General features: G+C 62.6%; 19 protein-coding genes. 3 read left to right on the top strand and 16 right to left on the bottom strand.

Going from position 1 to position 20,510, the window contains the following annotated elements; translation table 11 throughout:
* The first annotated feature begins 66 nt into the window (after positions 1-66).
* Positions 67-1,215 (top strand): ceramide glucosyltransferase, encoded by a 1,149-nt coding sequence (locus IZ6_RS03515; protein ID WP_222876630.1) that lies wholly within the window; start codon positions 67-69, stop codon positions 1,213-1,215.
* Positions 1,216-1,541: 326 nt separating this feature from the next.
* Here the strand turns inward: IZ6_RS03515 and IZ6_RS03510 are convergent, their stop codons facing one another.
* The 5 genes from IZ6_RS03510 to IZ6_RS03490 form a co-directional block, all read right to left on the bottom strand.
* Complete coding sequence (locus IZ6_RS03510) at positions 1,542-2,552, bottom strand: inorganic phosphate transporter (RefSeq protein ID WP_222876629.1); 1,011 nt, start codon at positions 2,550-2,552, stop codon at positions 1,542-1,544.
* A 3-nt stretch (positions 2,553-2,555) separates the two neighbouring features.
* Positions 2,556-3,200, bottom strand: a complete 645-nt coding sequence (locus IZ6_RS03505; protein WP_222876628.1) for a DUF47 domain-containing protein — start codon at positions 3,198-3,200, stop codon at positions 2,556-2,558.
* Positions 3,201-3,374: 174 nt separating this feature from the next.
* Positions 3,375-6,524 carry an efflux RND transporter permease subunit gene (locus tag IZ6_RS03500; protein ID WP_222876627.1) on the bottom strand — a complete coding sequence of 1,050 codons (3,150 nt, stop codon included), beginning with the start codon at positions 6,522-6,524 and terminating at the stop codon, positions 3,375-3,377.
* A gap of 6 nt (positions 6,525-6,530) precedes the next feature.
* Positions 6,531-7,643: an efflux RND transporter periplasmic adaptor subunit gene (locus IZ6_RS03495; RefSeq protein ID WP_225873989.1), complete on the bottom strand. Its 1,113-nt coding sequence runs from the start codon at positions 7,641-7,643 to the stop codon at positions 6,531-6,533.
* A gap of 225 nt (positions 7,644-7,868) precedes the next feature.
* Complete coding sequence (locus IZ6_RS03490; protein WP_222876626.1) at positions 7,869-8,165, bottom strand: DUF718 domain-containing protein; 297 nt, start codon at positions 8,163-8,165, stop codon at positions 7,869-7,871.
* A 116-nt stretch (positions 8,166-8,281) separates the two neighbouring features.
* On the opposite strand from IZ6_RS03490, the gene IZ6_RS03485 reads away from it, so the two are divergent.
* The gene (locus tag IZ6_RS03485) at positions 8,282-8,992 is read left to right on the top strand and encodes a FadR/GntR family transcriptional regulator (protein ID WP_222876625.1); all 711 of its coding nucleotides are present in this window, start codon (positions 8,282-8,284) and stop codon (positions 8,990-8,992) included.
* A 12-nt stretch (positions 8,993-9,004) separates the two neighbouring features.
* Here IZ6_RS03485 and IZ6_RS03480 read toward each other — a convergent pair whose 3' ends face one another.
* Genes IZ6_RS03480 through IZ6_RS03470 form a run of 3 tightly spaced genes read right to left on the bottom strand, consistent with a single transcriptional unit; the run spans position 9,005 to position 11,328 of the window.
* On the bottom strand, positions 9,005-10,039 hold the full coding sequence (locus tag IZ6_RS03480) for an ABC transporter substrate-binding protein (protein WP_222876624.1): 1,035 nt from the start codon (positions 10,037-10,039) through the stop codon (positions 9,005-9,007).
* Between the two features lies 1 nt (position 10,040).
* Positions 10,041-10,475: a GlcG/HbpS family heme-binding protein gene (locus IZ6_RS03475; RefSeq protein WP_222876623.1), complete on the bottom strand. Its 435-nt coding sequence runs from the start codon at positions 10,473-10,475 to the stop codon at positions 10,041-10,043.
* A gap of 10 nt (positions 10,476-10,485) precedes the next feature.
* The gene (locus tag IZ6_RS03470) at positions 10,486-11,328 is read right to left on the bottom strand and encodes a sugar phosphate isomerase/epimerase family protein (protein WP_222876622.1); all 843 of its coding nucleotides are present in this window, start codon (positions 11,326-11,328) and stop codon (positions 10,486-10,488) included.
* Between the two features lie 146 nt (positions 11,329-11,474).
* On the opposite strand from IZ6_RS03470, the gene IZ6_RS03465 reads away from it, so the two are divergent.
* Positions 11,475-12,329 (top strand): fumarylacetoacetate hydrolase family protein, encoded by an 855-nt coding sequence (locus tag IZ6_RS03465; RefSeq protein WP_222876621.1) that lies wholly within the window; start codon positions 11,475-11,477, stop codon positions 12,327-12,329.
* Positions 12,330-12,384: 55 nt separating this feature from the next.
* On the opposite strand, the gene IZ6_RS03460 is transcribed toward IZ6_RS03465, so the two are convergent.
* Genes IZ6_RS03460 through IZ6_RS03425 form a run of 8 tightly spaced genes read right to left on the bottom strand, consistent with a single transcriptional unit; the run spans position 12,385 to position 20,496 of the window.
* Complete coding sequence (locus IZ6_RS03460; RefSeq protein WP_222876620.1) at positions 12,385-13,380, bottom strand: amidohydrolase family protein; 996 nt, start codon at positions 13,378-13,380, stop codon at positions 12,385-12,387.
* Positions 13,377-14,240, bottom strand: coding sequence for a sugar phosphate isomerase/epimerase family protein (locus IZ6_RS03455; RefSeq protein ID WP_222876619.1), 864 nt, complete (start codon positions 14,238-14,240; stop codon positions 13,377-13,379). Before IZ6_RS03455 ends, IZ6_RS03460 begins: the two co-directional genes overlap by 4 nt.
* On the bottom strand, positions 14,237-15,013 hold the full coding sequence (locus tag IZ6_RS03450; RefSeq protein WP_222876618.1) for an alpha/beta fold hydrolase: 777 nt from the start codon (positions 15,011-15,013) through the stop codon (positions 14,237-14,239). Before IZ6_RS03450 ends, IZ6_RS03455 begins: the two co-directional genes overlap by 4 nt.
* A gap of 2 nt (positions 15,014-15,015) precedes the next feature.
* Positions 15,016-16,068 (bottom strand): amidohydrolase family protein, encoded by a 1,053-nt coding sequence (locus IZ6_RS03445; protein WP_222876617.1) that lies wholly within the window; start codon positions 16,066-16,068, stop codon positions 15,016-15,018.
* 8 nt (positions 16,069-16,076) lie between these two features.
* A complete protein-coding gene (locus IZ6_RS03440; protein ID WP_222876616.1) occupies positions 16,077-17,153 on the bottom strand; it encodes an Ldh family oxidoreductase in 1,077 nt (358 codons plus the stop codon).
* 1 nt (position 17,154) lies between these two features.
* Positions 17,155-17,577 carry a cupin domain-containing protein gene (locus IZ6_RS03435; RefSeq protein ID WP_222876615.1) on the bottom strand — a complete coding sequence of 141 codons (423 nt, stop codon included), beginning with the start codon at positions 17,575-17,577 and terminating at the stop codon, positions 17,155-17,157.
* Positions 17,578-17,587: 10 nt separating this feature from the next.
* On the bottom strand, positions 17,588-18,982 hold the full coding sequence (locus tag IZ6_RS03430; RefSeq protein ID WP_222876614.1) for an NAD-dependent succinate-semialdehyde dehydrogenase: 1,395 nt from the start codon (positions 18,980-18,982) through the stop codon (positions 17,588-17,590).
* A complete protein-coding gene (locus IZ6_RS03425) occupies positions 18,979-20,496 on the bottom strand; it encodes a tripartite tricarboxylate transporter permease (RefSeq protein WP_222876613.1) in 1,518 nt (505 codons plus the stop codon). The genes IZ6_RS03430 and IZ6_RS03425 overlap by 4 nt, the downstream gene beginning before the upstream one ends.
* Between the last annotated feature and the right edge of the window lie 14 nt (positions 20,497-20,510).

The raw sequence follows: 20,510 nt of genomic DNA, 5'->3' as shown, positions 1-20,510 counted from the left end.
CTTGTCATCCGCTCTGCCCTAATTGGCGGGATTCCCAGTTCGGGCATTTCCTCAATCGGAGATCGGATGAGCGTCACCCTCGTGGCCGCGGGTCTTGCCGCCGCTTTGGCCGGGACCAATCTCGTCAGCCTTGCCCTCTCCGCCCGGCGGCTGAAACCTTATGAGCGCCTCCCCGCGCATGCGAGCGAGCCCTGGGTTTCGGTCGTCATTCCGGTGCGCGGCGTCGAGACCTTTTCGGACGAGACGATCGCTCGCGCCTTTGCGCTCGACTATCCCTTCTACGAACTGATCTTCTGCCTGCAGGACGAAGGCGATCCTATCGGCCCGCGCATCCGCCGCGCCATTGCCGCCCATCCCAATGTCAGCGCCCGCCTCCTCGTCGGCGACGACGCTTTCTGCGAAAATCCCAAACTCAATAATTGCGTGAAGGGCTGGGACGCGGCGCGCCATCCCTGGATCGTTCTTGCGGACTCGAATGTTCTGATGCCGCCGGATTATCTGCAGCAGCTCTTTGCCGGCTGGCGCGAGGATACGGGCCTTGTCTGCTCGACGCCGATCGGATCGCGCCCGCAGAATTTCTGGGCCGAAGTCGAATGCGCCTTCCTCAATACGCTGCAGGCGCGCTGGCAATATACGGGCGAGTCCTTGGGCATGGGGTATGCACAGGGCAAGAGCATGCTCTGGTATGCGCCGCTGCTTGAAGGCGAAGGCGGCATCCGCGCGCTTTCGGCCGAGATCGCCGAGGACGCTGCGGCAACCAAACTTGTCCGCCGCGCCGGGCGCCACGTTCACCTCGCCGACACGCCGTTCGAACAGCCGCTCGGCCCACGCAGCTTCCGCCAGATCTGGTCGCGGCAGATCCGCTGGGCGCGCCTGCGCCGCGTCACCTTCCCGGCCCTGTACGCACCGGAAGTCTTTATCGGCGGGCTGATGCCGGCCGTCTTCGCCGCAATTGCGGCGGGCAGCGCCGGCCACAATCCAGCCGGAATTGGGGCAGCGGTTCTTGCGCTGAACTATCTTCCGGAAGTCATGCTGGCAGCGAGCAAAGGCTGGCATGTCTCCTGGACGCAGCCTATCGCCATGCTGATCCGTGACTTTTTACAGCCCGCCTCTTGGCTGCGCGGGTGGCTGCCGGGCGAGATCCTCTGGCACGGGCATTCGATGAACATTCGACCTAAATCTTCGGAAGATTTGGAAACCGCACCGATCGCGTGAAGACCATCTAGACGACGCGGAACGGCGCGCTTAGTCTTGGCGTTCGAGGTACGCCATGGCTTGCAGTCAAGCATGCAATAGGGGCCCCTTAGAGCCCTCGGCCGACTACCTGACCCGGACTATCGCCAACGATAACCGGCCGCCATCCAACTTTGCCGAATGGCTGACGCATGCCGCCGGAGTGGCCGCATGTTTTGCCGCGCAATGGATGTGGTCGGCGTTCCTGGTCGGGCAGCTTCAGTCCTACTGACCGCGCTCTCGTATCGAGAGTCGGCGGGCAATGCCCGCGCATGCGCGCGTTTCTCTCCTGGCATACCAGAAGCTGATCAGACGAGGAGCCAGACCGTGACGGTATAGGTCGCCGCCGCAATCAAAGCGGCCGCCGGCAGCGTCAGCACCCAGGCGACAACGATATGGCGCGCAACGCCCCAGCGCACCGCCGAGGTGCGGCGGGCGGCGCCGACACCGACAATCGCGCCGGTGATCGTATGCGTCGTCGATACCGGAATGCCGAGATAGGTCGCCATGAAGAGCGTGATCGCCCCGCCCGTCTCGGCGCAGAAGCCCTGCATCGGCGTCAGGCGCGTGATCCGCGATCCCATCGTATGGACGATCCTCCAGCCGCCGAGAAGCGTGCCGAGCGCCAAAGCCGCCTGACAGGTGATGACGACCCAAAACGGCACATAGAATTCCGGACCGAGAAGCCCCTGCGAGAACAGAAGCACGGCGATGATGCCCATGGTCTTCTGCGCGTCATTGCCGCCATGGCCAAGCGAATAGAGCGAGGCCGAGATGAATTGCAGGACGCGGAAGGTCGAGTCGACGGCAAAGGGCGTGTGCCGCACGAAGATCCAGGACACGGCCAGGACGAGAAACAGCGCGAGGATGAAGCCGGTCATCGGCGACAGGACGATCGCGGCGGCCGTTTTCGCAAGACCATAGATCACAACCGAGCCGGTGCCGGCTTTGGCGACCGCGGCGCCGACAAGGCCGCCGATCAGCGCGTGCGAGGAGCTGGAAGGAATGCCGAGCACCCAGGTGATGATGTTCCAGGCGATGGCACCGACGAGCGCGGCGAAGATCACCGCAGGATCGATGACATCGGGATGGACGATGCCTTTGCCGATCGTCTCGGCGACGTGCAGGCCGAAGAACAGGAAGGCGATGAAGTTGAAGAACGCCGCCCAGGCCACGGCATATTGCGGCCGCAACACACGCGTCGAAACGATCGTGGCGATGGAATTCGCCGCATCGTGCAGGCCGTTCAGAAAATCGAAAAGAAGCGCGACGCCGACCAATGCGAACAGAACAGGCGCGGCTAAAATGACATCGCCCATGGATCAGACGTTCTCGATGACGATGGCACTGATCTCGTTGGCGACATCCTCGAGCCGGTCCATGACGCGTTCGAGATTGCCGTAGATTTCGGATCCGACGATATAAGGCATCGCATTGCTGTTGCGATGAGCCAGATAGAGCGCTTTGAGCCCCTCTTCATGCAGATCGTCGGCGCGGCCTTCGATATGCGTCACCTGCTGCGCGAGCGATGAGAGACGCGAGGCGTTCTGCCCGACGCGGCCGAGCAGCGATACGGCCTGCGCCGTCAGGCGCGAGGCTTCGGCAATGGCATCGCCCATCGCGGCCATGGCCGGGTCGAATTCCTTGACCTCGAACAGCTCGATCGATTTCACCGTCTTCTTCATCTGGTCGATTGAATCGTCGAGCGACTGGATGAGACGCTGGATGTCCGAGCGGTCGAACGGCGTGATGAAACTGCGGCGCACCGCCAGCATCACCTGACGGGTGATTTCATCCGCATCGTCTTCGCGGTCCATGACGATCTTGGCGTAGTGCGAGACCTCGTCGCCGCCGCGCAGCACGCCCTGCAGCGCCTCGGCGCCAGCCACCACCAGCAGCGAATGCTGCATGAACAGGTCGAAGAAGCTTTCCTCCTTCGGCATCATATTCCTGAACCAGCTCAGCATCGCATCTCCCGGGCGGCAGCCCTTCTATCCGGGGCCTATACGCAGGCTGTCATATTTCTGCAATGAAGGCCCGCCGAGGCCGGCCATCTTCGCGGCTTTTGGCCTCATAACTGGGGACGAATCCGCCGGTTTCGCGGAAATCCGGACTTAATTCCCAGCCTCTTACGGTTCGGTCTATTTCTTCGGGGAAGATGCCGCCGGGGCCGGTTCGGGGCGCGCGCCCGGCCGCAATTTCTCCCGCACAGCCTGGAACAGGACATAGAGCGGCGGGATGGCGAAGATGCCGATGATCGAAGCGAAGAGCATGCCGCCGAAGACGGGCGTCGCGACATCGCGGAAGGCAAGCTTCGAGGCGCCGGAAGCGATCACCAACGGCACGAGACCGAGGATGAAGGCAAAGGACGTCATCATCACCGGGCGGAAGCGCAGCCGCGCGCCCTCGATCGCGGCTTCGAGCAAAGGCATGCCCTGCTCGCGCCGCATCTTGGCGAATTCGACGATGAGAATGCCGTTCTTCGCGGCAAGGCCGATCAGAACGATCATGCCGATCTGCGCGTAGAGATCGAGCGTCAGCCGCGCGACGACAATGGCAAAGAACGCGCCCGCAACGCCGACGCTGACCGACAGAAGAACCGGGATCGGGATCGTCCAGCTTTCGTACAGACCGACGAGGAAGAGATACGCAAAGAGAAGCGCGAAGGCGAGGATGATGGCCGTCTGTCCTTCGGCACGCTTTTCCTGGAAGGAAATGTCCGTCCACGAGCCGCGATAGCCAGCGGGCAATGTCGCCGCCGCAACGCGGTCCATCTCGGCCAAAGCCTGTCCGGACGAGACGCCGGGCGCGGGCCCGCCCTGCACCGTTGCGGCGCGCGTGTTGTTGTAGCGGATGAGGCCCTGCGGCCCGAGCACGATGCGCGTCTCAACCAGGCTCTGCAGCGGGATCATCTTGCCGTCGCTCGAGCGCACATTGATGCGGTAGATATCGTCGATCGAGGCGCGGTCTTCGCCTTCGGCCTGGATCTGCACCTGCCAGGTGCGGCCGAACAGATTGATGTCGTTGACGTAGAAACCGCCGAGCGAGGCCTGCAGCGCCTGAAACAGCGATGAGATATCGACGCCGAGAATGCGCGCCTTGTCGCGGTCGATGTCGAGATAAATGGATGGGCTCGTCGCCGAGAAGGTCGAAAACACCCGCTGCAGGTTTTCATTCTGATTGGCGGCAATGACAAGGCCGCGCAAAACCTGGGCGAGGTTCTGCGCCGAGCCGCCCTGCAGATCCTGCAACACGAAACTGAAACCGCCGCCCGAGCCGAGGCCGATGATGGGCGGCGGCGCAAGCGGCACGGCAACGCCGCCCTTCACCTGATGCAGGCTCTGCGCAAGACGGGCGATGACGGCATCCGCCGTCTGGTCGCTGCTGCGCTCATCGAACGGCTTCAATGTCAGAACGAGAAATCCCGCATTCGGCTGCGAATAATTGTCGACGAAGTTGAGACCGACAATGGAATTCGCGTCGGCGATCGCGTCTTCCTTTTTCACGATCTCTTCGACCTGCGCCACGACATCGAGCGTGCGGCCGACGGAGGCGCCGTCCGGCAATTGCACAATGACGAAGAAGGCACCCTGATCGTCGGAGGGCAGAAAGCCGCCGGGCGTGATGCGCGACAGAAGAAGAATGGCGGCAAAGGCCGCACCGACAATGCCGATGCCGACAATCGCCCGGCGCACAAGGCGCGAGACCACGTCCGCATAGCGGTCGCGCACATCGTCGATGCGCGTCATGACCTTGCCCATGAAACCCTGTTTGGGCCCATGCGCCGGTTTCAGCAGGATCGAGCACAGCGCCGGCGAGAGCGTCAGCGCATTGATTGCCGACAGGAACATCGACACGGCGACGGTGACGGCAAATTGCCGGAAGAGTTCGCCCGAGATTCCGGGGATGAAGGCGACCGGCACGAACACCGCCAGAAGCACAAGCGTAATCGCGATGATCGGCGCGAAGATGCCCTGCATCGCAAGCTTGGTCGCATCGGCCGGGCTGAGTTCCGGGTGCGCGTGCATGGTCTCTTCGACCGCTTCGACCACGACAATCGCATCGTCAACGACGATGCCGATGGCAAGGATCATCGCCAGAAGTGAGACGGTGTTGGCCGTATAGCCGATCGCGTTCAGCACGATGAAGGTGCCGATCAGGCTGACGGGCACGGCGATCATTGGAATGAGCGTCGCGCGGAAATTGCCGAGGAAGATGAAGACGACGAGAAGAACGAGCGCCGCCGCCTCAAAGAGGGTGTGGATCACCTTGTCGATGGTTGCGGTCACAAACGTCGTCGGGTCGTAGGTCAGCTTCCAGGTGACGCCTTCGGGGAATTGTTTGGCGTTGTCCGCCATCAGCTTCTTCAGCGCGTCCATGGTCTGCAGGGCGTTCGCCCCCGGCGCCTGATAAATGCCGATGAGCGAGGCGGAGACGCCGTTGAGCCGTGTGGCGCGGTCAAGGCTCGCCGCGCCAAGTTCGACGCGGGCGATGTCTTTGAGGCGCAGCACGGAGCCATCCGGGTTCGTGCGGATGATGATGTTCTCGAATTCCGCGGCTGAAGACAGGCGGCCTTTGGTCTGGATGTTCAGCTGCAGCTGCTGATCTTCGGAGATCGGCCGCGCGCCGATACGGCCGACAGCGGCTTGCGTGTTCTGCGACTGGATGGCGGAAATGACATCGCCCGTCGTCAGCCCCATGCCGGTCAGCTGATTGGTGCGGATCCAGATGCGCATGGAATAATCCTGCGCACCGAAAAGCGTCGCATCGCCGACGCCGGGCGTCGACTTGATCTGATCGAGAAGATTGATCGTCACATAGTTCGAGAGAAACAGCTCGTCATGCGTCTTTTCCGGAGAATAAACGGCGATAACGCCGAGCAGCGCGGATGACTTCTTTTGCACGCGCACGCCCGAGCGCTTCACTTCTTCGGGCATTTTCGCCAGCGCGATCTGCACGCGATTGTTGACGTTGACGGTGTTGATATCGGGATCGGTGCCGAGCTCGAACGAGACGAGCAGCGAATAGCTGCCGTCATTGCCGGAGATGCTCTTCATATAGATCATCTTGTCGACGCCGATGACCTGCGACTCGATCACCTGCGCGACAGTGGCTTCCACGACTTCGGATGACGCGCCGGGATAGTTCGCGACGACCGAGACCTGCGGCGGCACGATGTCGGGAAACTGCGCGACGGGAATGGAGAGAAGCGAAACAAGGCCGGCAATCGCGGTGACGAGAGCGATAACGATCGCAAGCCGTGGCCGATCTACGAAAATCGACGACAGCATCGGCGTCTACCCGCCGACCGGTTTTTCGATGGGCACAGCCGTCACCGGCGTTCCCGGTCTCAGGCTCTGCAGCCCGCCGACGATCACCGGCTCGCCGCCCGACAGGCCTTCGGTCACGACGATGGAGGCGCCCGAGGGCTGGCCGACTTTCAGCCGGCGCTGTGCGACCTTACCTTCCTCGACGATGAAGACATAAACGCCTTCCTGATCGGCGATCAGCGCGTTCTGGGGGATCAGCACATGCTCCTCGGCGGCGCTGGTCTCGACATCGACCTGGACGAGCTGACCATCGACCAGCTCACCTCCGGAATTTGCGAACGAGGCGCGGACGGGAATCGTATCGGTCCCGCGGTCGACCTTCACATCGACAAAATCGATTGTGCCTGCTTGCGCATAGCGGCGGCCGTTCGAGAACGTGATGAAGACCTTGAAGTTCTCCCGGTTCTCCTTCTGGCCGTGCCGTTCGGCAAGACGCAGGAATTCGCGCTGGCTGACCGGGAAGACGACATACATCGGATCGGAGGACACGATCGTCGTCAGCACGCCGCTGTCGGGGCCGACGACATTGCCGCGCGTCACCGCGGTACGGCCGATCTGGCCGTCGATCGGCGAGGCGATGTCGGTATAGGCGAGACTGATCTTTGCGGTTTCGAGCGCAGCCGTTGCGGCAGCAAGATCGCCCTCCGCCGTCTTCTGCGCCGCCACCTTGTCGTCGCGGGCGGCGACGGAGGTGGCGTTGGTCAGCAGCAATTGTTCGGCACGCTGGCGCTGCACGACGGCGTTGTCGACCGTCGCCTGGGCGCGCTGGACATTGGCTTCGGCCTGCTGAACGGCGGCCTGGAACGGTGCCTGCTCGATCCGGTAGAGCGGCGCGCCCTTCTTCACCGTTTCGCCGTCCTTGAACAGAACCTCTTCGAGAAAGCCGGTCACGCGGGCGCGGATATCGACCCGCTCCACCGCCTCGACGCGGCCGACAAACTGAGCGGATTGAGAGATGGCGCGCTTCTCGGCCGCGACGGTGCTGACATTGGACGCTGCCGGCGCCTTCTCCTGGGCTGCCGCCGGCAATACAAATGTTAAAGCGGCAAAGGCGAAAAGAAGCGCGAGGCGGGCGCGCACCGCCCTCTCACCGCGTTGCCACTCGGCGCACCGAAGGCTGAGCGAAATCAGATACATCATCCCTCTTGTTGCCATAGGGATTGCGCTCGCAACGCGGCCGCACACGCGGATTTCCGCTCGGATATTATGGACAGGCCGCCACCCGAATTTGATCTAGGTCAAATCCGCAGCCGAAGCCTTTTCGCTCCCGAGATATTTCAAATGCGATGTTTCGGCAGCCGCGACCTACTTGATTGCCAGAACGACCTTTCCCGAGACGGCATCCGTCACACCCAGCCCGCCTCCGAGATCCTCGAGCGTCGCACGGAAGCTGTTCAGGGTTGCGATCATCAGCGGGCGGGCGGCAGCCAGGACCTCCAGGCTTTCCCATTCCGCAACGAGGCAGTAGCGCCCCTCGCCCAGCTCGATGATGTTGGCATGGCTCAGTCCGGCCCATTCGGCAGCTAGATTCCGGTGAGCATCGAGGAAAGGCGCCTCCATCCCGGATTTAACCTTGAAGCGTACGACGTTGAACGCGGTCATGAGTGCCCCCGGCTGAGAGAAACGAAGCAAATACTAGTGTAGTGACGGGCGGTCTACCAGTTAGGAGAGTACTGAGCCGATTGGCTTCGCTGCGGCGCCCCTGCTAAAATACGGGCATGCCGAAGCCGCCCGACATCCTGTCGACCGTCCGCGACTATCTCGCCAAGCGCTCACCGGCGCTGAACGAGCGCCTGCCGCCGGAACGGACCTTGAGCGAGATGCTCGGCGTCAGCCGGACCGAGCTGCGCAAGGCGCTCGCCGTGCTGGAAGGCGAAGGACAGATCTGGCGCCATATCGGCCGCGGCACGTTTATCGGTGCGCGCCCCGTCGTCAATCTCGACGACATCCGCTTTCTCGGCAGCATCACCACCCCGGCGCAAATTCTCGAGGCGCGGCTTGCGCTCGAGCCGGAGATTGCGCGGCTGGCCGCCATGCGCGGCATCGATGCCGATTTTGCCGAGATGAAGCTCTGCGAAAAGCGCTGCCGTGAAGCGCGCATCTGGCGCGTTTATGAAGCGTGGGATCACCGCTTCCATCTCGCGATTGCGCTCGCGGCGCGCAACAAGCTGATGACCGGCCTGTTCGAAACGCTGAATGCCGTTCGCCGTACGCTCGACACAGCGCGTCCGCTGAAAGCCCCGCCGGGCAATTATCCCGGCTTTGCCGAGCATCAGGCGATCTATCAGGCGATCGTTGCGCGCAATCCGGCGCGTGCGTCCGACGCCATGCGCGATCATCTGATCTCGGTGCGTCTGCGTCAGGAATCCCAGACCTCGCGCAAATGGGCGCCGGCCCGCAAAAAGAAATCGCGTCAGCCGGCGCCCTGAGCGTCAGCTCTCTTAATGGTCCTTGAGATCGTGCGTGCTCGGATGGAACAGGTCCTCCGGCCGCAATTTTCTGTCGATGAGCCCATCGCTCAGCGCGTAGCGCAGCATCATCTCGAGTTCATGCCGGCTTGCCGGCAGCCCATAGGCCCATAGATGATCGCCCATCAGTGCGCGCGTTTCCGAATAGTGCTCGTGAATCCAGGGCAGCGTGACACGCGGAATGTTGGTGTGCACCATTTCGCTCAGCGCATGCGCCTTGGCTTTGACGAAAGCCTGGAAGAGATCGGCGGCAAGCGCCGGGTTCTCTTCGACCAGCCGCCGGCGCACGACGACGCAATGCATGATTGGGAAAGCCCGCGTCTGTTTGAAATAGGCGATCTCGGCGCGCTGATAATCCGGAAAGAGACGGCCTATGACCGGATTTCCCTGCTGATAGCTTGAGGGAATGCGCGTTGCGATAACCGCATCGAGTTCACCGGACACCAGCATTCCGTTCAGCGTCGCGTCAGCGGGGATCTGTTGCAGATCGACACCCGGCGGAGGCGCGATCTTCAGACGCTCGCCGCCGCCCGGCTGTTCGAGCCCGCCGGTACGCCATGCCATATCCGCCGTCTTGACGCCGAAGCTGTCGGCGAGAATGCCGCGCACCCAAAGGCCGATGGTCTGCTGGAACTGCTCGATGCCGATCTTCTTGCCGCGCAGATCCTGCGGCTTTTCGATGCCGCGATCGGTGCGGATGAAGATCGACGCGTGGCGGAACGCCCGCGACAGAAACACTGGAATGGCGACATAGGCATCGGCGCCGCGGGCGCTCTGAACGATATGCGTGCCCATCGACATTTCGGCGATGTCGAAAGCCTCCTCGGTCAGAACGCGCCGGAAAATTTCCTGCGTCTGCCCCGGCAGGGGCACGATCTCGACGCCCGGAACTTTGATCCGCCCGTCGAGCAGCGGCGACGAACGGTCGGTATGCGTGCAGGCAAGAGTAAGCGCCAGCTTTTTGCTCTCCTGCACATCCGAATGCTTTTTACCGAGCATGGTCGTCATCTCAGGCTCCGGTGTCCGCGTTCAGCCCGGCCGCCGTAATGCCGGCAAGCGCTGCGGCTTCGTCATTGTCGCCGGTATCCCCGGAAATTCCGACCGCGCCGAGTACCTTCTTATTGGCATCGCGGATAATGACGCCGCCCGGGACAGGCGCCATGCGCCCTTCGGCAATCGAGCCCACGGCGGTAATGAAGGCCGGCGCCTTGGCGGCGCGCGCGGCAAGACCGCGCGAACCGAAGCCGAACCCGAGCGAGCCGAACGCCTTTGCAAAGGCGATTTCGAAGCGGAGAATGCCGCTCTCATCCTCGCGTTTTGCGGCAACGATATGCCCGCCGCCGTCCAGCACGACGACCGTGAGCGGCTCCATATTGGCATCGCGCGCGGCTTTCAGCGCCGCATCGACGATCATGCTTGCCTGGGTGAGACTGATATTGGGCATGTTGGTCCTCTCAGATCGAGTGTTGGTTCGCGGCCTCGCCGCGCTTCAGAAGGGATTTCGTTCGGGTCACGCCGTCTTTTGCGACTTCGACGGGATCGCGCGCCCACAAAGCGGGATTGGGCGCCTCATAGCTGAGATAGCCACGATAGCCCATGTCCTCGACGAGCCCGAGGAACAGGTCCCATTCGATCACGCCCTGCCCGGGCGGAAGACGATCGATGGGACGGCGCACGCCCGCCGCCGGCACGGGCGGCGCATCGCTGTACTGGAAGACGAAGACTTCCTCGCCGCGCACATCTTTCAGGCCCGCCGCGATGCCCGGGCCGCGATGCAGGTGATAGGCGTCGAGAAGCATGCCGCAATTCGGTCTGCCCGCTCCGGCGATGATCTCGCGCAGTGCATTCGTGCTGTTGACCACATCGTGCTGCGAGTTGAATTCGAGCGCGAGCTTCAAACCATGCGCAGCAACAATATCGGCAGCATCCTTGGTCGCGGCGATCGCCTCGGAAACCGTACCGACAACCTGGCCCGGCGCGCTCATGATCATCCCGCAGCCGAGCTCAACCGCGATTTCGCACGTCTCCTTCAGAACCTGGAACAGACGCTCCCTTTCGGCCGGCGGCGCAAAGAACCAGCCATATTCGGTGCCGAGGATGCCGAGCTCGATCCCCGACTGGCGGATCGTTTCGACGACCTCCTCGCGCGAAAGACCTTTCTCGAAACAGCGGACGAAATCGAGCCGGCGCAACTCCACGGCGTCATAGCCGGCTTTGTGCGCAGCGCTGAGGACAGCCGGCAAAGGCGTCGTGTCGATCGTCCAGCTGTGCAGCGCAAGTTTTACGTCCGGTATCATCTCAGCGCCTGTTGTTTTCCGGCGCGAGTAAACCCCTGAAACGTCTGGGGGAGAACGGGTGAATTTCAACCAATTTGAAGATTGGTTGAGACGCCGCCCGGCGATTGCGGATAAGGTCGCCGCCATCACAAAGGAGACTTCCGAAAATGCATTTGGCGACGTTCCGCGGCGCGGCCGGAGAGACGGTTGGAATTGTTGAGGGCGAAACCGTGTTTGCGCTGCCCGAACTTCTGCCCAATGCGCCGCGCGATATGATCGGCGTCATTTCGGCGGGCGCGCCACTCCTTGCAAAGATCGGCGCTGCGCTGCCGAACGCCAAAGGTGTTGCGCTGTCTTCGGTCGAACTTCTGCCGCCGCTCCCCCGCCCCGGAAAAATCCTGTGCCTTGGGCTGAACTATGCGCTGCACGCCAAAGAGGGCGGCAACCCGATCCCCGACTACCCGTCTCTGTTCGTGCGCGTGCAGAGCTCGATCGTCGCGCCGAACGCCCCGGTCATCCGGCCGAAGGTCTCGGACAAGCTCGACTATGAATGCGAGCTGACCATCGTCATCGGTAAAACCGCGCGCAATGTCCCCGAAGACAAGGCACTTGATTACGTCTTCGGCTACACGATCATGAACGATGTCTCGGTGCGCGATTATCAGCGCAAGACGACGCAATGGACGGCGGGCAAGAATTTCGACGGCACCGGCCCGCTCGGACCGGTCATCGCGACGGCGGATTCGCTGCCGCCCGGCGCTTCGGGACTTCGCATCGCAACGCGCCTCAACGGCGAGACCATGCAGGACAGCGATACATCCGACATGATCTTCTCGACGGCGCGCACGGTATCGCTGCTGTCGGACATCATGACGCTCGAACCGGGCGATGTCATTGCGACCGGCACGCCGTCCGGCGTCGGCTATGCGCGCAAGCCGCCGGTATGGATGAAACCCGGCGATGTCGTCGAAGTCGAAGTCGAAGGCATCGGCATTCTGCGGAACCCGATCGAAAGCGCATAATGCGCTCCGCGGTCTTCCGGACGCAGCCTTTCGGCTACGTCGCAAGCGCTGCCCTTTATATATTGAGCAGGCGCTTGGCGTTGCCGGAGAGAATATCCGTCAGTGCCGCCTCCGGCGCTTTCAGCTTCTTCACGCGTGCCGGGCCCTCATCGTCCGCCATGTCGAACGGATAATCGCTGCCGTAGAGAACACGATCCGCGCCCGCGGTCTTGACGAGATAATCGAGCGCTTCGTCATTGTGGGTGATCGTGTCGTAATAGAGCTTCGACAGCGATTCCTCGGGCGTTCCGCGCATGCGCAGACGCGGCTCGTTGCGCACGTCCCAGCCATGGCGGAAACGGCCGAGCTGATACGGCACGAAGCCGCCGCCATGGACGAGGCAGAAGCTGATATTCGGGAAACGCTCGACCACGCCGCCGAAAACCAGCGACGCGCCGGCAATCGTCGTCTCAAGCGGATTGCCGATGAGATTTTTCAGATAATAGGATTCAAGGCGATTGCCTGCCGCGATCTTGTGCGGATGAACAAGAACGAAAGCTTTGAGCTCGTTCGCTACTTCCCACACTTCATCGAGATCCGGCTCGTCGAGATTCTTGCCGCCGATATTCGATCCGAGATGAAAGCCCTTGAGACCTTTCTCTTTCATCGCTCGGCGCAGCTCAGCCGCCGCAAGTTTCGGAGCCTGCATCGGCAGCGTCGCCAAACCGCCAAAACGCTTGGGATTGGCTGCGGCGAAAGCTGCGATCGCATCGTTCTGCATGATCGCCAGTTCGTTGGTCAGAGCAGCTTCCGATTCATAGAGGAAGGTATGCGGCACATTGGCGACGATCTGGAAATCGACGCCCCACGCATCGAGCTCCTTGATCCGGCGGTCAAGATCCCAGGCCGAACGCGGGAACGGCTTCTGGACGATGCCGGCAATGCGTAGCACGCCGCCATCGGCGTCGATATCCGTCAGGGACACGTTGAGCGAAGGCGCGTTCTTCTGGAACTGCGCGATCATCTCCTCGGTGAAGACATGCGCGTGGGTATCGACAACAAAGCTTTTCATGCACCGCTCGATTTATGTGAGGCCTTGGCGTTTTTGCCGAAGACACGTGAAAGAATGTCGTGCGTCGCTTCGACCGCGGTCCGCACGGTCGCAATCGGATCGTGTTCCCAATAGACGGGATTGGGCGCCTCATAGCTGAGATAGCCCTTGAAGTTTTTCTCGGCGAGAAGCTGCAGCAGCGGCTCCCACTGAACCGTGCCGAGGCCCGGCGACAGGCGGTCCATCGGGCGCTTGACACCCGTCACCGGCGTTGCGCTGCAATCGCTGTACTGGAAAGCAAACAGCTTCTCGGGCGCAACGCTCTCAAAGCCGCGGCCCGGGCTGCCGCTGCGATGCAGATGATAGGCGTCGAGCAGCATGCCGGCATTGGGCGCATCGGCGCCGTAAATGAGCTCGCTCAGCACATCGACCTTGTTCAGGACGTCATGCTGCGAGTTGAATTCGATGGCGAGGGTCAGCCCGTGTTCGCCGGCGATTTCGGCGGCGTTCTTCAGATGCGGGATGGCGTCCTTGATCGTGCCGACAAACGGACCGGGCGCGCTCATCAGCTGCTTGCAGCCGATGGCCACCGCATTCTTGCAGCTCTCGCGAAATACGTTGTAGAGCCGCTTGCTGTCCTCGCCGGTCGCAAACAGCCAGCCATATTCGACGCCGAGCGTGCAGACATGCATGCCGCTGTCGCGGACGATCTGCAGAACCTGATCGTTTGTCAGACCGCGCTCATAAGACCGCACGAAATCGATGCGGCGCAGTTCGACCGCCTGACAGCCGCCTTCCCGCGCCGCGCGCAAGGCTTCGGCGATCGGCGTCGTATCGATGCTCCAGGTGTGGAGCGCGATCCCTGCAAAAGGAGGCTTCACGGGGCCTCCACCAGATTGAGGAACTTTGCGAGTTCCGCATTGAAGAAAGACGGCTGCTCGACGGCGGCCTGATGGGCGGCGTCCGGAATGAGGACGAATTTCGCACCGGGAATCGAGGCCGCGATCCCGCGCGCCATATCGGGCGGCGTCGCCTGGTCGTGCTCGCCGACCATGACCAGCGTCGGGCAGGAAATGCGATGCGTTTCGGATTTCACATCGAAATCGCGGATCGCGTTGCCGCAGCCGATAAAGCCGGCGGGATTGGTCGCAAGGATCATCTCGCGGATGCGTCCAAACTTATCCGGATGCTTGGTCTGAAAGCCTTCGGTGAACCAGCGCGACAGCGTGCCGTTGACGACGCCGTTCATGCCGTCATGCTCGACATGCTCGATGCGCTCGTTCCAGGCGGCCTGGGCCGGCGGCGGATAACCGCTGGTCGTATCGGCGAGAACCAGCTTTTCGATAAGGTCCGGCTTTTTCAGCGCAACGACCTGACCGATCATGGCGCCGAGCGACACGGCAACCCAGGTGACCTTCTTGATGCCCTGCCCTTCAAGCAGCGCAATCGCATCATCGGCCAGCTCTTCCATCGTATAGGCGCCTGCCGGAGCCGGGCTTCTGCCATGGCCGCGAATGTCGAAGCGCAGCACTGTGAAATGCTTTTCGAGCAGCGGCAGCTGCGCCGACCACAGATCGCTGTTCGAGGCGAGCGAATGCGCAAGAACAAGATGGGGTCCGCGTCCGGACACGGTAAAATGAAGTTTCTCGGTCATGATTACACCGCCTCCGCGAGCGGTTTGAGAGGCCGGCCGCCGCACCCGCAGCGTGGCGACAGGCACAAGAGTTTCTGGGCGGTTCCGCCGAGGACGGCGGTGCGATGCGGCTCGTCGATGGCGGCCGCGACCGTTCCGACGGGATCGCGCTCGGCCATATCGAACGGATAGTCCGAGCCAAGCATCAGGCGCTCCGCACCGACAAGATCGGCGAGGAAGCGCAAAGTCGGCGGATTGGACGTCACCGTGTCGAAATAGAGCGTTTTCAAAACGTCGAGCGGATCGCCCGCATAGCCCTTGGCCTTGGCTTCGGGTCTGACTTCCGCGGCACGGCGGATGCGCTCGAACTGATAAGGCAGCGCACCGCCGGCATGCGGGAATCGCGCGCGCAGGCGCGGATAGCGCGTAAAGACGCCGGAGAAGATCATCCGGGCAATCGCGATTGCCGTCTGCAGCGGATAACCGATGCAATTGTGCAGGAAGAAGTCGTCGAGCCCGGCCGGGTGCTTTTCTTCATAGGGATGGAAGAGAAGAAGAACTTCGAGATCTTGCGCTGCTTCCCAGAACGGATCGAGCGCCGGATCGTCGAGGAAACGCTGACCGCCGAAATAGGTCGCGACCTGAACCGATTTGAAGCCGTAATCCTCGACGCAGCGGCGCAGCATCTCGGCAGCGACACGCGCATCCTGCAGCGGCACATTGCCCGCGCCGGCATAGCGGTCCTTATTGGAGGCCACGACCTCGGCAATCGTCTCGTTCTGCAGATTGGAGAAGCGGACGGCATCCTCGATCGGCATCGTATAGCCGGAAAAATCGATCCAGCCCGACAGGACCTGCACATCGACCTTCTGCTTGTCCATGGTCTCGATGCGCTCGTCGATCCGCGTCAGCGGGATCGGCAGAGGTTTCGTCCAGGTCGAGCCCTCGAGACGAATGGTCGGCGCTTTTTCGCTGCCGCCGGTCTCGACGCCGTAATGCGAGCCCTTGCGCAGGATTTCCTGCACGAGTTTCGGCGGAATGATGTGGGCGTGGCAGTCGATAATGGGTGTCTGCACGGAAGGGCTCACTTATCGAGTTCGGCGGCGCCGACATCGCGCGCCATCTGATTGAGGCGCGCCAGAACCGCCGGCGTGAACGACACGCCCTTGGCGCGACCTTCGGCGCGCATCGGTCCGCGACGTTCTCCGGGCATGCGGATTTTCTGGCCGGGCAGCGGCGTTGAGGCTTTGAGATCACGGATATGGCGGTCGATCTCGGCGCCGAAACGGGCCGGGTCGACAAAGCGCGCGATATCGAGCGCGAGAATGAAATGGCCGGTATTCGTGACCGTCGTGTCGTCGTAGTTGAAATCGACGACATCGCGCCCGAACACCGCATCGTTCAGCGTGCCGGCGAGAAAGCCGAGCACCATCGCAAGCCCCGAGCCCTTATAACCGCCGATCGGCAGAAGAAGGCCGTCCGACAGACGGTCCGCATCGAGCAGCGCCTCGCCGGTTTTCTTGTCGATCATCCAGCCGGGCGCGATGCCTTTGCCGTTCAGAACCGAAGCTTTCACCGTGCCGTAGGAGACAATCGTCGTCGCCATATCCAGAACGATCGGCGGTTCCTCGCCGGCGGGAATGGCGATGGCGAGCGGGTTTGTGCCGAGAAGAGAATCCGAGCCGCCCCAGATCGCCATGTGATTGGCACTGGCAACCGCCGAGTAAATACCGACCATGCCGTGAGCGACCGGCATTTCCGCATAAAGCGCGGCCGGCCCCGCATGGTTTGAGCCGCGGACGCCGACCCAGCCGACGCCGCTGTCCTGCGCAAGCTTCACGGCCGTTTCGCCGGCACGCGACATGACGAGATGGCCCATGCCATTATCGCCGTCGACAAGCGCCGTTGCCGCCGCCGTGCGGTTCACCGTGATATTCGGCGTCTTGTTCACGCCGCCGGCGCGGATGCGCTTCACATATTGCGGCAGCCGGTACATGCCATGCGCTTCGGCGCCGGTCAGATCCGCATCGACCATGAGATCGATGATCTTCGCGGCATCGCCCGAAGGAATGCCCGAACGCACGAGCACATCGATGCCGAAGGCCTTCAGATGTCCGACGGGGACGATGATGTCATCATGCGTGACGGCAGCCTGTGTCATATCACTGTGCATTCTTGTGTTCGGAATCCACGCTGCGCGTCTCGCCGGTCTCAACCAGCGTGCGCGTCGCGTCGAGCGAGGCATAGGTCCAGAAAATCTTGACCGTCTCGTCTTTCGACGGGTTCTTGAAATGATGCGGCAGGTTCGGCGGGATCCAGGTCGTGTCCTGCGGCTGGAGATCGAAGTTCTCGCCGTTGATGACCGCGATGGGATGGCCTTCGAGAACAATCACGCTCTCTTCGCAATTGTGCGAATGCATCGGAATCTGCGAGCCGGGCCCGATGATCGTGATGCCGTTCAGAAGCTGCTTCGTGCCGGTCTTGCGCGTCACCAGCGGAATGGTGCGCGCGCCGCCGCCGCGATCGGCCGACGGAAGATCCGAGGGCCGCAGCAGAACGCCGTGATCGAGAGATTTATCGGACATAGGCGGTCTCCTATTCAGACAGGTTCGAGAGCGGCGTCGTTGCCGGGCCGATCCAGACGGTGCGGATATTGGTGAATTCGCGCATGCCGTGGACGCCGAGTTCACGGCCATAGCCGGAGCGCTTCACGCCGCCGAAAGGCAGGCGCGGGTCGGACGAGACCATGCCGTTGACGAAGAGCGAGCCCGATTTGATGCGCGGCGCGATTTTCTTGGCGCGGCCGATATCGGCGGTCCAGAGCGCAGCCCCGAGTCCGTATTCGGTGCGGTTTGCTAGATCGATCGCCTCATCGAGGCTGCCGACGCGGATGAGCGCCGCCGCCGGGCCGAACGTCTCTTCGCGGAACGCGGTTGAGTCCGGTTTGATATTCGTCAGCACGGTCGGCTGATAGAAGAAGCCCGCGCCGTCGACCGGCGCACCCCCCACGAGGATCTTGGCGCCTTCCTGCACGCTTGCCTTGACCTGACGGTCGATCGAGGCCCTGAGGTCCGCGCGCGCCATCGGGCCGATCTGCGTCGCCCGGTCGAGCGGATTGCCGATCTTCAGTTTCGAGACACCGGCAACAAAGCCTTCGGTGAAACGGTCGGCAATCGCGCTGTGCAGGATAAAGCGCTTGGCCGAGATGCAGCTCTGCCCGGCATTGAGATTGCGCGCACGAATAGCGGTCTCGATCGCCGCGTCCACATCGGCATCGTCGAGGACGATGAAGGGATCGGAGCCGCCGAGTTCCAGGACCTGCTTTTTGATCTCGGTTCCGGCCTGAGCGCCGATAATGCTGCCGACGCGGGAGGAGCCCGTAAACGTCACGGCGGCGATGCGCGGATCGGCGATGAGCTTGTGAACCGGGTCCGGCCCGATCAGAAGAGTCTGGAACAGACCGACCGGTGCCCCCGCCTCTTTCAGCACGTCGGCGACGGCAAGCGCGCATTGCGGGACGTTCTCGGCATGCTTCAGGATCACCGCATTGCCGCTGGCGAGCGCCGGTGCGGCAAAGCGGAAGACCTGGAAGAACGGGAAGTTCCACGGCATCAGCGCCAGGACAACGCCGACCGGCTCATAGGCGATATAGCTCTCGGTCGCGGCGGTCGAAACGCTTTCTTCGCCGAGAAAGCGCGCGGCGTTTTCCGCGTAGAAATCGCAGGTTACCGCGCATTTCTCGACTTCCGCCTCAGCCTCGATGATGGGCTTGCCCATCTCGTTTGTGATGAGTTCGGCGTAAGTGCCGACATTCTTTCGCAGAACCCTGGCGGCGGCGGTCAGAAGCCGTGCGCGCTCTGCAACCGGAAGATCGCCCCAGCGCACCTGCGCACGTACGGCGGCATCGACCGCACGGTCGATCTCCGCGGCCCCCGGCTGTTCGAACGCGGCAAGCTCCTCCCCCGTCGCCGGGTTGACCGAGCGTATCACGCCGCAGCTCCCGCGGTGCGGGCGGCTCGCTCCTTCCGGCGCCGGCGCCAGGTCGCAATGATCGGCAGGAGGATCGAGCCGGTCACCATCACGAGCAGGATCGCCGAGATCGGACGCTCGACAAAGATCATCGGGCTGCCGAGCGACAGCATCAGCGACTGGCGCAACGAGCTTTCGAGCAGCGGGGCGAGGACGACCGCAAGGACGAGCGGCGAGCGCGGAATATCGAACTTCATCATGCCGTAGCCGATAAGGCCGAAGGCGATGGCGATGACGACGGTGAAGATGTTGAGCGTCATCGCATAGGCGCCCGTCAGCGAGACAACGAGGATCGCCGGAGCGAGATAGTCGTAAGGCACCCGCAGGAGTGAGGCGAAGACCGGGACGAGCGGAAGATTGAGAATGAGCAGGATCAGATTGCCGATGAACATCGAGGCGATCAGGCCCCAGACGAGATCGGCATGCTGCGTCATCAGCATCGGGCCGGGCTGGATGCCCTGCAGGATCAGCGCGGCGAGCAGCACCGCCGTCGAAGCGGAGCCCGGAATGCCGAGCGCCAGCATCGGAACGAGCGCGCCGTGCACGGCGGAATTGTTCGCCGATTCCGCGGCGGCAACGCCATCGAGCGCGCCCTTGCCGAATTTCTCCGGATGCGGGCTCGCTTTCTTCTCGACCACGTAAGCAAGCAGCGAGGCGACCGTAGGACCTGCGCCCGGCAGAAGGCCGACCAGCATGCCGACAGCGCCGCCGCGAACGATCGACATCCGGCAGGCCATCCAGTCGGCGCGGCTGAGGACGAGGTCGCGCAGACGCGTGCGGATGGGCTGGAGGTCCTGCGAGTTCTCGAGCGAGACGAGAACCTCCGCAATGCCGAAAATGCCGATGGCGACGGGGATGAAATCGAAGCCTTCCAGCATATGCGTCGAGCCGAAGGTCAGGCGTTCGGTGCCGACCATGGGATCGGTGCCGACAAGCGCGACGATGAGGCCGAGCACGGCCGCCAAAAGCGCACGCACCTGCGAACCGCCGCCGATCGAGGCCGTCGCGGTGATGCCGAGCGAGGCGAGAAGGAAATATTCCGGGGCGTTGAATTTCAGCGCGAGGTCGGCGAGCGCCGGCGTGATGAAGACGAGGAGCGCGACCGCGCCGATGCCGGCGAGGAAGGAGCCGATGGCTGAAATGGAGAGCGCCGCGCCCGCTTTGCCCTGGCGCGCGAGCTGATGGCCGTCAACGGCCGTCATGACGCTCGCAGCTTCTCCGGGCACGTTGATGAGAACAGAGGTCAGCGTGCCGCCATACATGCCGCCATACATGATGCCGGCGAGCATGACGATGGCGCTGACGGGTTCGACGCCGAAGGTCAGCGGCAGAAGAAGCGCCATGCCTGCGGACGGCCCGATGCCCGGCAGCGCGCCGACGACCTGACCGAGAACGACGCCGATCAGAACGAACAGAAGATTGGTCGGCGTGAGCGCCGTTGCAAAACCGTCGGCAAGAAGACTGAGAGATTCCATGTTTCGTATTCCAG

Source organism: Terrihabitans soli (genome assembly GCF_014191545.1).
GTDB lineage: Bacteria > Pseudomonadota > Alphaproteobacteria > Rhizobiales > Methylopilaceae > Flaviflagellibacter > Flaviflagellibacter soli.
This window is presented reverse-complemented; position numbering and strand designations above follow the sequence as displayed.